Raw genomic sequence first — 13,728 nt, 5'->3', positions numbered from 1 at the left:
ATGTATAAAGTGCTGCTGATTGATGATGAGCCTAGCGCTCTGGAGGCAATGGAGCTGTGGATCGACTGGCAGGTGCTGGGCTTTGAAATTGTCGGAACCTGTGCGAACGGCCAGGCGGGACTGCAGATGATCCGGGAGCTTGCACCGGATCTCGTCATTACAGATGTGAACATGCCGCTGCTCAGCGGCCTGGAGATGGTTGCCGCCTGGCAGCAGGCAGGGGGCAGGGAGACCAAGTTCGCTATTCTCAGCGGCTACAGTGAGTTTGAATATGCGCAGACGGCGATCCGGTACGGCATTCATCACTATCTGCTGAAGCCGGTATTTCCGGAGGAGGCCGGGGAAGAGCTGCGTCAAATCCGCCTGGAGCTGGACCAGGAGGCACACAGCCGCAAATGCCGTCAGCTTGCCGTGTCGGAAGAGGCCGCGGCGTTCATTAAAGGGCTGCTCCTCGGGCAGACCTCTGTACAGGCTGCCCCGGAGCTGCTTGCCGGGCTGCCGGAAGACGCGGACAGCTGGAGTGTATGCCTAATCCTGACTGAGCCGCAGCGTTATGCCGAAGTCAGAGGCCGGGCCGCTGCGCTGCTCACGGGCATGGCGGATGCGGTTCTTGCAGATATGGAAGCGGGCGGCTGCGCAATGGTGCTTGGCAGTGCTTCGGCTGAGGAAGGCCGCCGGACACTAGTGCGGATAACCGATGCACTGCGGCAGGAGTGCCCGGATATTCCGTTATTTATGGCGTCCGGTGACAATACAGCTGTACTTAACGGCATTAATCACAGCTACCAGACAGCTAAAGAAACGCTGCAGCATTTCTTTTATAGAGCTCCTGCGGCAGGGCTGCTGATGTATGAGGAGATCCGTAATACCCCCTTCAGCAGCGATTATGACCATATCCGGCTGGCCGATGAACTGACCGGCTTCGTAAATACGCTGGACCTGCCCGGCTTCCGGGAGGCGACGGCCAGTGCGGCCCGCAGCTTCCGTGCAAAGCATGTGTCCCCGGGTACCGTGAGGAAATTCATCATTCATCTGATCTACCGGATCCGGGAGCTGGCTCCGCTGCCGGAGGAGGAAGCGGCCAGCGAGAATTCCGGGGAGCGCCGTTTATCCGAGCTTACCAGCCAGTTGCTAACGCTGGACAGACTGATGAAGCATCTGGATGCTGCTGCCGAGGCAGGAATCGGACTGCTGCTGCAGGAGCGGGACAGGCGCTCGCACGATGTTGTAAGAGATATCAACCTCTACATCCGGGAGCACTACCGTGAGAGCCTGACGATTCAGAGGCTGGCGGAAATCTTTTATCTGCACCCCGTCTATCTGGGCCAGCTCCTGATCAAAAAGAACGGAATGGGCTTCAATGAGCTTCTGCACAGCCTGCGGATTGAAGAGGCGGTGAAGCTGCTGGAGGAGCGCAGGCTTAAGCTGTCGGAGATTGCCGAGAAGGTAGGCTATGCCAATTACGGGCAGTTCCTGAAGCAGTTTGAGAAGAAGATGCATCTGTCCCCGAACGAATACCGGCAGGCAAAGTCCTAAAGTTTTTTGGGTTATACCTTTAATTCGGTTGTATTTTGCGCCTGGAATCACCTCTATAATTTATAAATGTAAGTGCTTACAAAAAAGGCGTAACCAAAAATATGGAGGTGCTTTATGGGGGGCAAGTCAAAACGGACGTTCAAGTTATCGCTGATCACGCTGTTATCCCTGAGCTTTGCACTCGCCGGCTGCGGCGGCAATAACAACGGCAATACCAAGGATAATGCCAAGGCTGAAGAGACCGGTGCGGCACAAACTGCAGGAGCTGCGGACACGGGCGACAAAATTGAGCCGTTCAACATCAGTGTGTTTCTGGGCGAAGCCGGCCAGCAGCCGACGCCGGACAATAAAATTTACAAGAAAATCAAAGATGAAACGGGTGCCAGCTTCAATTTTGAATTTTTGGCAGGCGACATTAACCAGAAGCTGGGCGTTATGATTGCCGGCCAGGATTATCCCGATATGATGACAGGGAATACGAAGCTGACTGCAGCGGGTGCATATATTCCGCTCGAAGATCTGATTGAAGAGCATGCTCCGAATTTGAAAGCGCATTATGCAGAGTACTGGAACATGATGAAGGACCCTAATGACGGACATATCTATATCCTGCCTAACTACGGGGTATACAACGGCAAGGTAAACAGCGCCTGGTATTCAGGCCCGGCCTTCTGGATCCAGAAGGCAGTGCTCAAGGAATTCGGCTATCCGCAGGTCAAGACACTGGATGAGTACTTTGACCTGATTGAGAAATACAAAGAGAAATATCCGAAAATTGACGGCAGTCCGACCATCGGCTTCGAAATTCTGAATTATGACTGGAAAAACTGGGGACTGTTCAATGCGCCTCAGCATCTGATCGGGCATCCGAACGATGGCGGTGTTGTGGTCAAAGACGGCGTGGCTGAGATTTTTGCAGACAAGGATTATGCCAAGCAGTATTACCAGAAGCTCAATGAACTCAATCAAAAGGGTCTGATCGATAAAGAGACCTTTGTGCAGAACTATGACCAGTATATGGCGAAGCTGTCCAGCGGAACCGTTCTGGGGATGTTCGACCAGCACTGGAACTTCAACGCTGCCGAGGATTCACTGACCACCCAGGGCAAAATTGAACGTACCTACGTCGGGCTCCCGCTCGTATACGACAAGGCTACCAAGGACTATTACCGTGATCTTGCGGTTCTGAACCTTAACAACGGCTTCGGTATCAGTATCAACGCCAAGGATCCGGTAAAAATTATCAAGCTGCTCGACACCCTGATTCAGGAAGAATGGCAGAAGACCTTCTCCTGGGGTATTGAAGGCGAAGATTATATCGTAGAGAACGGCAGATTCATGAGAACACAGGAGCAGCGCGACAATGCAGCTGATGCTACCTGGCAGCTGGCCAATAAAGCCAAGTCGCTCTTCAGCTACCTTCCTAAGATGGAGGGAAGCTTCAGTGATGGCAACTCGACGGACGCAGCAGCACAGCCGGAAGAGTATAAGGCAGGACTCAAGCCTTTTGATAAGGAAGTGCTTGATGCTTATGGCTACGATACTTATGTGGATTTCTTCAGTGAGCCGCCTGCCAACCCGGTCTATTACCCGGCCTGGTCCATTGACCTGATTGAAGGCTCCGATGCCAAAATAGCCAACACCAAATTAAATGAATTACAGACCAAATTCCTTCCTAAGGCAATTCTTGCGAGTCCGGATGAATTCGATGCCGTGTGGACCGATTATGTCGGGCAGATCCAGAAGGCCAATGTGAAGGCTTACGAAGACAAGATCAACGAGCAGATCAAATGGAGAATTGATAACTGGAGCAAGTAAGGAAGGCGCAATGAAACAGCAGGCGGAGGGCCGTTCCGGCCTTCCGCCTGCTCCAATAAACGATGGAGCGGGGAGACAATTACTATGGCTGAGACCTTAGAAACAGAAATAGCCGTCCGGCATCCCAACCGCCGCAAAAAGAAAAAGCGGCCGGTTACCTGGTCGCTGATTAAAAGCCAGAATCAGCTGATTTGGATGTCAGTGCCTTTAATGCTCTACATTATTCTTTTTGCCTACGTGCCCGTCTGGGGCTGGACAATGGCCTTCCAAAATTACCGCCCTGCAAAGTCCTTTAGTGAACAGGAATGGGTGGGCTTCAAGCAGTTCAACTTTCTGTTTACCGACGATAATTTTCTGCGTGTCCTGCGCAATACCTTGTCCATGGGGATCATTAACCTGGTGCTGGGATTTGTAACGGCCATTGTGCTGGCGCTGCTGCTGAATGAAATCAAAAATGTGCTTTGGAAAAGAACGGTACAAACCATCTCTTATCTGCCGCATTTCCTGTCGTGGATTATCGTTACCGGCATTGTGGCGACCTCGCTGTCGATCAATGACGGGATTATCAATATTGTATTGATGAAGCTGCACCTGATTAAAGAGCCAATTCTGTGGCTCAGTGAGGGCAAGTACTTCTGGGGCATTGTCGGCGCCTCGCATGTGTGGAAGGAAGTCGGCTGGAATACGATTATTTATCTGGCAGCTATTGCATCAATCGACCCGGCGCTGTATGAGGCTGCGGAAATCGACGGTGCGAGCCGCTACAAAAAAATGCAGTTTGTCACGCTGCCCGGCATTAAAGCGACCATCGTCATCCTGATGATCATGTCCATCGGGCATGTGCTGGAGGCAGGCTTTGAGGTACAGTACCTGCTTGGTAACGGGCTTGTCGTCGATTGGGCGGAAACGATAGATATTTTTGTACTAAAATACGGGCTGGCGCAAGGCAACTATTCACTCGCAACCGCAGGCGGTATCTTCAAAACAGTGGTCAGCGTAACCTTGCTGCTTATGGCTAACGGTATTTCCAAGCGGCTTGGGGAAGAGAGGTTGTTATAAATGGATAACAAGCAGATTAGCCCCGGGCACAACACAGGCATGACAGTGAGAAAAAGCATTGGCAAAGGGAAGCTGGAGCCTGTGCTGTTCACCACCTTTAATACAGTATTTATGATTTGTCTCGTGATTGTTACCTTGTATCCGTTCCTGAATACCATTGCCGTTTCGTTTAACGCGGGGAATGACACAATCCGCGGCGGCATTTACTTATGGCCGAGAGCCTGGACTGTCCAGAATTACAAGGCGATCTTTGCCTCCGGCACGATTTATGATGCTTTTCTGGTTTCTGTAGCGCGGACGGTGCTGTCGACAGTACTGAATATCTTTCTGACGACCATGCTGGCCTATACGCTGAGCCGGCGGGAATATGTCTTCCGCCAGCCGATCACGGTGATCTTCGTGCTGACGATGTATTTCAGCGCCGGTCTGATCCCGAGCTATTTCCTGATCAAGGATCTGAACCTGATTAACAGCTTCTGGGTTTATATTCTCCCGTCGATGATCAGTGCCTTCAATATGATCGTTATCCGGACTTATATCGGTACCATTCCTGAAAGCCTGATGGAATCAGCGAAAATTGACGGAGCCGGAGATTTCAAAATCTTCATGAGGGTGGTCTTCCCGCTGTGTAAGCCGGTGCTTGCAACGATAGCGCTGTTTGTGGCGGTAGGCGCCTGGAACTCCTGGTTCGATGCCTTTATCTACACCTCCTCCCGGCAGCACCTGAGTACACTGCAGTACGAGCTGATGAAGCTGCTGTCCTCGACGATGAACTCCAACAGCAACCCGAACGTTGCCGCCGGGGTAGGGATGGACCAAGATTCAGCACGGGCGCTGGTGACACCGCTGTCGATCCGGGCCGCGATTACAGTAGTCGCTTCGGTTCCGATCCTGCTCGTGTATCCGTTCATGCAGAAGTATTTTGTGGTCGGGCTGAATGTGGGGAGTGTTAAGGAGTAGGAGCTGAGTTCTCAAATTAAGTGGAAATTGGCCACCTATTTTGCGGCTAAAGGCTGGAAATTGAGTATTAGCGGGAAAATGGTCATCTAAATCTGCTGTTTTCGCCACTATTGGGGCTTACGGGATATAGGTACCTTTATCGACTAAAAGGAAGGTTATTTGCATGGAGATGAAGCAGTCATTCATAAAGTATACGAACCCGGTGCTGCCGGGTTTTTATCCTGATCCGAGCATTACCCGGGCGGGAGAGGACTATTATTTGGTCTGCAGCACCTTTGAGTATTTCCCCGGTGTTCCGCTGTTTCACAGCCGTGATCTGATTCACTGGGAGCAAATCGGCCATGTGCTGGACCGGATCAGCCAGCTCGATATCCGCAATTGCGGCAGCTCTGACGGGATTTATGCGCCGACCATCCGTTATCACGACGGGGTGTTTTATATGATTACAACAGATGTGCGGGGCCGGGGCAATTTCTATGTGACTGCCGCCGACCCCGCAGGCCCCTGGTCTGACCCGGTCTCAGTACCGTTCGGCGGTATTGATCCATCGCTCATGTTTGATGAGGATGGCAGAGTCTATGTAACCGCCCAGCAGGGTGCAGGCTATGACTCGCATATCATCCAGTATGAGATTGATATTGCTACCGGAGCAGCGCTGACTGAGCCTGTGGTGATCTGGACCGGGGACGGAGGACCGTGGCTGGAGGGGCCGCATCTGTATAAGATTAACGGGACGTACTATATCATGGCGGCCTCCGGCGGCACGGCAAAGGAGCACCGTGAAATTATCGGCCGCAGCAGCTCGCCGTACGGTCCGTTCGAGGAGCTGGCCGAGCCGATTCTGACCCACAGGGAGCTTGAGCATCCGATCCAGTACCTGGGTCATGCCGATCTGATCGAAGGGCCGGATGGCGGCTGGTGGTCGGTCTTTCTTGGTGTACGTCTTGGAGAAGAGGGCTACGGGGTGCTTGGCCGGGAGACGTATCTTGCTCCGGTGAGCTGGAGCGAAGACGGCTGGCCGATGATTGATAATAACGAGGGTACCGTAGGACTGGAGATGTGTGTTGAGCGGCCTGGTTACAGTGACGGGAATGAGGAAGTTGAGAGTGACGGTGGTTATAGCGGTCGGCACGATTTTGACCAAAGTATGCTTCCGTATGATCTGGTCTTCCTGCGGAATCCAGCTGAACACAGCTGGTCGCTGGAGGAACGTACCGGCTGGCTGGCGCTGAAGGGCCAGCCGGCCGGACTTAGCGATGCCGGGCAGACAGCCTTCATCGGCCGCAGACAGCAGCATTTTACCGCTGAGTGGAGCACGCTGGTCGAGCTGGATGTTCATTCAGATGATGCGGAAGCCGGATTGTGCGTCAGAATGAATGAGCGTGCCCATTATGAGGCGGGGATGGTCCGCAGGAACGGACAGCTGCTGGTGTTTGCACGGCTGACGGTGAGAGGGCAGACTGAGCTGGCGGCGGAGGTTCCGGTAAAGTGGTCTGAAGGCAGCGTTTTTCTGAAAATTGCCGCAGATTACCACGAGTACCGTCTGCTGTATTCCATGGACGGTGAGGAGTGGATCCAGCTTGCAGCAGGCGCAGCATATGAGCTGTCACCGCAGGCGGCTGAAGGAAATGCTTTTACCGGAGTAGTGGTCGGCATGTACGCTGCGGGCAACGGGCGGGAACTGCCGGGGGCTGCTTATTTTGACTGGTTTGAGTGGAGGGCTTGAGCGGCAGTCAACACAATTCAGCTTAATTCGGGAGGCTAGTACGATGGAGAATAACAGTTTTAGCGGGCCCTCGTTAAAAGAGATATTTACTGATGATTTCAAAATCGGTGCAACGGTAAACCCGCTGACGATCCGTTCCCAGGAGCAGCTGCTGGCGTATCATTTTAACAGTATTACTGCCGAGAATGAAATGAAGTTTGAGAGTATGCATCCGCAGGAGGAGGTATACACCTTTGATCATGCGGACGAGCTGGCGGCTTTTGCCCGGAAGCACGGGCTCGCGATGCGCGGTCATACCCTGGTGTGGCATAACCAGACGAGCGATTGGCTGTTTAGGGACGGAGCAGGCGCAGCGGTAAGTAAAGAGCTTCTGCTGTCACGCCTGAAGTCACATATTGATACAGTAGTCGGACGTTACCGGGGGCAGATTTATGCCTGGGATGTCGTCAACGAGGTAATCGCTGATGAAGGCCCGGAGCTGCTGCGGCCATCCAAATGGCTGGAGATAGCCGGACCTGAGTTCATTGCGCGGGCGTTCGAATATGCCCACGCGGCTGATCCGCAGGCCCTGCTATTCTACAATGACTACAATGAAAGTCATCCGCAGAAGCGCGACAAAATCTATACTCTAATGAAGTCGCTGCTGGAGCAGGGGGTGCCGGTCCACGGTGTCGGACTGCAGGCCCACTGGAATCTGTACGACCCCGCGCTGGATGAGATCCGGGCAGCGATCGAGAAGTACGCCTCGCTCGGGCTGCAGCTGCAGCTTACCGAGCTGGATATGTCCCTGTTCCGCTTCGACGATAAGCGGACGGACCTGACAAGCCCGCCGCCGGAGCTGCTTGAGCTCCAGGCGGAGCGCTATGACGCGGTATTCCGGCTGCTCCAGGAATACCGGCAGGTCATCTCGTCCGTCACCTTCTGGGGGGCGGCGGACGACTACACCTGGCTGGACAACTTCCCTGTCCGCGGACGCAAAAACTGGCCGTTCCTGTTCGACGAACAGCACCGGCCGAAGCCCGCATTCGAGCGGCTTGCTGTGCGCAGCCGCTGAGCTGTAATAGAACAAGAGAGCGGAGCTAGCTTAGCTCCGCTTTTCTCTGGTTGAATAAGAGCTGGTTTGTTAAGGTCACCGGTTAGAGTTTATCGACTTACTGACTAGAGGCGATCCGGACTTGTTAACAAACGTATAGGTTCAATCTAAGTTCCGCTTATCCTCTCAGTGAGGCTCATTGGATGCAGTTAAAGTAACTATACAAGTTAGGGCAGCGGTCTCCCGTTTATGGGGGCCGCTATTTTGTTTATGTAGTTAAGTAACCTAAACTGGCCCGTGGGACTAAATGAGAGGCAAAATGCGTTTGACTGAAGTCAAACTCCAGATTAAGGCCGCCGGCCGGAAGCCGGGTCCCAAGCCCACCCTTAAAGGGAAAAATCCCTTTAATGAGCTGAAAGCCGGCCGCGAGCCCGCCCTTAAAGGGAAAAATCCCTTTAATGAGCCGAAGGCCGGGCCTCGAGCCCATCACTAAAGGGAAAAATCCCTTTAATGCGCCGAAAGCCGGGCCCCAAGCCCGCCCTTAAAGGGAAAAATCCCTTTAATGCGCCGAAAGCCGGGCCCCAAGCCCATCATGAAAGGGAAAAATCCCTTTAATGAACTGAAAGCCGGGTCCCAAGCCCGCCCTTAAAGGGAAAAATCCCTTTAATGAGCTGAAAGCCGGTCCGCGAGCCCATCATTAAAGGGAAAAATCCCTTTAATGAGCCGAAAGCCGGACCTCGAGCCCATCATTAAAGGGAAAAATCCCTTTAATGCGCCGAAAGCCGGGTCCCAAGCCCATCATTAAAGGGAAAAATCCCTTTAATGAGCCGAAAGCCGGGCGGCACACTGAGGTTTGCCCCGCCGCCTGGGGCTTCCCGACCGCGCACGGGAAGGCGCGGGCGGCGCGGAAACCCCGAGCCGCGCTGTATTTCTTACATAACAGCCCCTTCTTCCGGAGGAGCAGGATAATTTTAACTCCGGCCGCACATCCTTAGAGGAAGGGAATCCTCTCACAGGTCTGATATATATTTTTAAAAATAAATGATGACACAGTGAAGGTTATGCCTTATTATTTAAAGAGATTTTTAATAAAACAGTTTTAAAATAGTTGTAGTACACTTCACGGGGGAACAAGCTTTATTATCAGCAGGTCCGGAGAGGGGCGGAATACGATTTTATCGCTGAGCGGAGTAAGTAAAAGCTTCGAACTAAGGGGAGGCAGTCATCACGCGGTCCGGGACGTATCGCTTACAGTAAAACCTGCTTCAATCCACGGCATCATCGGGGCAAGCGGGGCCGGTAAATCGACGCTGCTGCGTCTGATGAATCTGCTGGAGCGGCCGGACAACGGCACGGTGACTGTGGCCGGCAAAGAGCTGACGGCATTAACAGAGAAAGAGCTGCGCCGGGAGCGGCAGAAGATCGGGATGATCTTTCAGCATTTTAATCTGGTCGCCAATGCCACCGTCAGCCGTAATGTGTCCATTCCGCTGGAGCTGGCGCGTGTGCCGAAGGGAGAGCGCCAGAAGCGGGTGGCTGAGGTGCTTGAGTTCGTCGGCCTGACCGACAAAGCGGAGCAGTATCCCGCCCGGCTCAGCGGCGGCCAGCGGCAAAGGGTAGCGATTGCCCGCGCCCTTGCCAACAGCCCGCAGCTGCTGCTGTGCGATGAGCCGACCTCCGCGCTGGACCCGGTGACTACGGCGGACATCCTTAGCGTGCTGAAGCATATCAACGCTGCGCTCGGCGTAACGATTGTGATCGTAACCCATGAGCTGGATGTGGTGCGCAGCATCTGCACTGAGGTCTCCGTCATGGAGGACGGGAGAATCGTGGATTCCTTTTCACGGGAAGAGCACGGTTTCCTTCCGCCTTCGGGGCATTCCGGCTCCTACCGCGAGCAGATTACCGGCAAGGCAGGTGGGCGATAATGTGGGAAAGCATGCTGAAATACCAGGATCTGATGTGGCAGTCGATCGGCGAAACCTTTGTCATGGTCGGGATATCCATTCTGGCGGCGCTGCTGGTCGGACTTCCGCTGGGCACGGTGCTGTATTTTTGCCGCAAGGGACAGCTTTATGAGAACCGGAGCCTGTCGCTGACGCTGAACAGCATCGTTAATGTGGTCCGCTCCTTTCCGTTCCTGCTGCTGGTGGTGGCGCTCATTCCGGTGACCCGCTTCCTGGTTGGAACGTCTATCGGAACCTTGGCCTCGACGGTGCCTCTGTCCGTAGTCGCTATAGCTTACTATGCGCGTCTGGTAGAGCAGTCCCTGCTGGAGGTATCCAAGGGTACGATTGAGGCGGCCCTGTCCATGGGGGCATCGAAGGTGGAGCTGATTTTCAAGTTCCTGTATGTGGAGGCGCGGTCGGGGCTGGTGCTCGGACTCACGGCTTCCACGATCAGCTTTATTTCTTTTTCAACGGTGATGGGTGTTGTTGGAGGCGGGGGTGTCGGCGATTTTGCCATCCGTTACGGGTATCAGCGGTTTGAGACGGAAGTGATGGCCTACGCCATCGTCGTCATGATTGCGCTCGTGCAGCTGATCCAGTTCACCGGAAGCACTGTGGCAAGACTGCTGGATAAGCGCTGATTAAAGGGAAGACTGAGCAATGAATGTGCAGGCTGTACTATTTTGAAATCCGAATATAAATACTGGGGGTTAATGAAAAACAATGAAAAAGTCCATGATTGCAATGCTGATGCTGTTCGTCCTGGTCGCTGCTGGCTGCGGTAACAACACTAACAATGCTCAAAATGCCGCAGAAGCTACGGAAGCACCGGCTGCTACAGCAGCAAGTACCGAACCCGTGAAAATCAAGGTAGCCACGCTGATTCCCCCGATGACCGATATTCTTGATATTGTAAAACCGCTGCTGCTGGAGGACGGGGTGGATATGGAGATCGTTGTGTTGTCCGACAATGTGCAGCCGAACGAGGCGCTGGCGAACAAGGAAGTGGACGCGAACTTCTTCCAGCATGTGCCTTACATGAAGCAGTTCAATGAGAGCAAGGGCTCGAATCTCGTTCCGGTACAGCCTGTATATGATGCGATTTACGGCGGATACTCCAAAAAGGTCAAATCCATCGAAGAGCTGCCGGAAGGTGCGACGCTGGTAATGGCCAATGACCCGTCGAATATCGGACGTTCGCTGCAGATGTTTGCCGATGCCGGTCTGATTAAGCTGAAGGATGGAGTAGGCATCACAGCAACCCAGGCGGATATTACGGAAAATCCGAAGAACTTCAAGATCGAGGAAGTTGACCTGCTGATGCTTGCCCGGATGCTGGATGACGGTGACCTGGTGGCGATGACTCCGGCTTATGCCAGCCCGCTTGGCCTGACTCCGAAGAAGGATGCGCTGATTACCGAGCGCGAGGATTCCGAGTTTACCATTACAATGGTTGCCCGTGAAGACAATCAGGATTCCGATGCGATCCAGAAGCTGGCGAAGCGCATCAGCGGTCCTGAGGTGAAGAAGTTCCTGGAAGATAATTATGCAGACATCGCTCTGCCGGCTTTTGAATAACCATTGATCAAAGAGGTCGTCCTGGTGAATCATCACCGTGGCGCCTCTTTTTTATGTGATACTGTGCAAATGGGAGATTCCCCCGATAATAAACGGGCTAACGCGCTTGGCCAGCTCGGCAGGCGTTTCTGTCCGGCCATCCTGATTCCAGCGGTAGGTTACGCCATAGATGGACCAGCTTAGCAGCGTTGCGGCGGAGCCTAACGCTTTTGAATGACCGGGTGTGCCCGCCGTTTTGCCAAGCAGCCTGAGAATGAGCTGTTCGAGCTGCAGCTTAATATTTTCTTCGATCATCAGGGCCACGGAATCATATTTCTTGACGCAATGCTGGCTTGATTCGTGGTAGGCACACAGCGCTCCGATTAGCTCCAGAAGAGTCTGCTCCGTCAGCAGGGCTTCGGTATCAAGCTTTTGAACGACCAGGGTTGTAAAAGCACCGGACAGCATGGCTTCCAGCAGCGCATATTTATCGGCAAAATGGGCATAAAACGTAGCCCGGTTAACTGTTGCGTTACTGGTTATATCACTGATCGTAATCTGGTTGAAGTCCTTGGTATTCAGCAGCCGGAGGAAGGCGTCCAGAATCAGCTGCCGTGTCCGGATCACACGCGGATCGTTTGGGTTAGGGGATAGTACATTAGCCATTAATGAACATCCTTTCTGGTGTCAAAAGATTCTTCTAATTATAATCATGCGCCCATGCGACAACAAATGTTTTCTTCCTCCCCGACAATGATCCGGGGGCTTCGCTTAAGCAACAATCCGGCTGGATTGTCGGTTGTAGGAGGAGCGTCTGCTTGATAAGCTAGCCTACATATCCCGCCGTGAACGGCTTGGGAGAACAGCCCGGGCAAAGATCCGGAATATCAGGGAGGCGTTACATTTGAGAAATGAGCAGCAGACACAAGCACTGGAGGCCTTGTTTGAGCCGTATAAGGTCCGGCAATTGACCATACCCAACCGGATTGTCATGTCACCCATGGCACGGGCCTTTTCCCCGCACGGTGTGCCGGGAGAGGACGTGGCCGCATACTATAGCCGCCGCGCGCAGAATGAAGTCGGACTTGTGATTACAGAGGGGGCGGTCATCGGCCATCCGGCAGCAGCAAGTGAATCCAGATTGCCGGATCTGTCCGGTGAGGCGGCTTTGGCAGGCTGGAGCAGCGTGGTGCGGCAGGTGCATGAAGCAGGGGGCACTATTTTCCCGCAGCTGGTGCATATGGGGATGATCCGTCCCGAAGGCACCGGGCCTCATCCGCAGGCAAAGTCACTGGGTCCCTCAGGGCTGGACCTTGAAGGCAACTATGCGGGCGAGCCGATGACTGAACAGGAGATTGCTGAAGTCATTCAGGCTTATGCGGACGCAGCGGCGAATGCCCGGCGGACCGGCTTTGACGGAATCGAGCTTCACGGGGCACACGGTTTTCTGATCGATCAGTTCTTCTGGGCAAAAACAAACCGGCGCACGGACCGTTACGGCGGCAATTATCTGCAGCGTACCACCTTTGCGGCGGAAGCTGTGCGGGCTGTACGTGCTGCGGTCGGGCCGGATTATCCGGTTTCGATGCGGCTGTCCCAGTGGAAAATGGCGGATTATACAGCGAAGCTGTGGGATACACCGGAACAGCTGGAGCAGTTCCTGAGCGTATTGGTTGAAGCGGGAGTGGATATTTTCCACGTCTCAACCCGCCGCTTTAATGAGCCGGGATTTGCCGGATCTGAGCTCAGCCTCGCCGGCTGGGTGAAGAAGCTCAGCGGCAAGACCACGATTGCTGTCGGCTCCGTCGGTATGGCAGATGACGGGGAGACCGGCGTACCCGGTTACCGGGAGCTAATGAGCCGGCTGAAGCAGCAGGAATTTGATCTGGTGGCCGTAGGCCGTGCGCTGCTCGGTGATCCGGAATGGGCGAAGAAGGTGCATGAAGGCAGACTGGATGACATTAAGCCGTTTACACCGGAAGCAGCGGCTGTTTTGTATTAAATGCTGCTGACCGTCATTGCAGGGGGATGCAAATCACAGCGCAAAAAGCAGCGGTTACTCCTTGTGGGGGGCCGCTGCTTTGTCTTTT

The 13,728-nt window shown here is 53.8% G+C and carries 11 protein-coding genes; 10 read left to right on the top strand and 1 reads right to left on the bottom strand.

The features are described from left to right. The 9 genes from R70723_RS26965 (at nt 1) to R70723_RS26925 (ending at nt 11,659) form a co-directional block, all read left to right on the top strand. The gene (locus R70723_RS26965) at nt 1-1,536 is read left to right on the top strand and encodes a response regulator transcription factor (RefSeq protein WP_039879346.1); all 1,536 of its coding nucleotides are present in this window, start codon (nt 1-3) and stop codon (nt 1,534-1,536) included. 114 nt (nt 1,537-1,650) lie between these two features. Then, nucleotides 1,651-3,354, top strand: coding sequence for a type 2 periplasmic-binding domain-containing protein (locus R70723_RS26960; RefSeq protein ID WP_039877105.1), 1,704 nt, complete (start codon nt 1,651-1,653; stop codon nt 3,352-3,354). Between the two features lie 84 nt (nt 3,355-3,438). Continuing rightward, a complete protein-coding gene (locus R70723_RS26955) occupies nt 3,439-4,413 on the top strand; it encodes an ABC transporter permease (protein WP_039877104.1) in 975 nt (324 codons plus the stop codon). Continuing rightward, nucleotides 4,414-5,373 (top strand): carbohydrate ABC transporter permease, encoded by a 960-nt coding sequence (locus tag R70723_RS26950; protein ID WP_047171246.1) that lies wholly within the window; start codon nt 4,414-4,416, stop codon nt 5,371-5,373. A 163-nt stretch (nt 5,374-5,536) separates the two neighbouring features. Continuing rightward, the gene (locus tag R70723_RS26945; protein WP_039877101.1) at nt 5,537-7,099 is read left to right on the top strand and encodes a glycoside hydrolase family 43 protein; all 1,563 of its coding nucleotides are present in this window, start codon (nt 5,537-5,539) and stop codon (nt 7,097-7,099) included. A gap of 43 nt (nt 7,100-7,142) precedes the next feature. Continuing rightward, nucleotides 7,143-8,153, top strand: coding sequence for an endo-1,4-beta-xylanase (locus R70723_RS26940; RefSeq protein WP_039877099.1), 1,011 nt, complete (start codon nt 7,143-7,145; stop codon nt 8,151-8,153). A gap of 1,151 nt (nt 8,154-9,304) precedes the next feature. Further along, entirely contained in the window at nt 9,305-10,060 is a 756-nt protein-coding gene (locus R70723_RS26935; protein ID WP_076418500.1) for a methionine ABC transporter ATP-binding protein, read from the top strand. Continuing rightward, nucleotides 10,060-10,722, top strand: coding sequence for a methionine ABC transporter permease (locus R70723_RS26930; RefSeq protein WP_039877096.1), 663 nt, complete (start codon nt 10,060-10,062; stop codon nt 10,720-10,722). Before R70723_RS26935 ends, R70723_RS26930 begins: the two co-directional genes overlap by 1 nt. An 82-nt stretch (nt 10,723-10,804) precedes the next feature. Next, entirely contained in the window at nt 10,805-11,659 is an 855-nt protein-coding gene (locus R70723_RS26925; RefSeq protein ID WP_039877094.1) for a MetQ/NlpA family ABC transporter substrate-binding protein, read from the top strand. A 51-nt stretch (nt 11,660-11,710) separates the two neighbouring features. On the opposite strand, the gene R70723_RS26920 is transcribed toward R70723_RS26925, so the two are convergent. Continuing rightward, on the bottom strand, nt 11,711-12,304 hold the full coding sequence (locus tag R70723_RS26920) for a TetR/AcrR family transcriptional regulator (RefSeq protein ID WP_047171245.1): 594 nt from the start codon (nt 12,302-12,304) through the stop codon (nt 11,711-11,713). 238 nt (nt 12,305-12,542) lie between these two features. On the opposite strand from R70723_RS26920, the gene R70723_RS26915 reads away from it, so the two are divergent. After that, the gene (locus R70723_RS26915; protein WP_039877093.1) at nt 12,543-13,640 is read left to right on the top strand and encodes an NADH:flavin oxidoreductase; all 1,098 of its coding nucleotides are present in this window, start codon (nt 12,543-12,545) and stop codon (nt 13,638-13,640) included. Nucleotides 13,641-13,728: the final 88 nt, after the last annotated feature.

The organism is Paenibacillus sp. FSL R7-0273, assembly GCF_000758625.1.
Lineage (GTDB): Bacteria > Bacillota > Bacilli > Paenibacillales > Paenibacillaceae > Paenibacillus_AQ.
The sequence above is the reverse complement of the archived record's forward strand: the minus strand, read 5'-3'. Positions and strand labels throughout refer to the sequence as shown.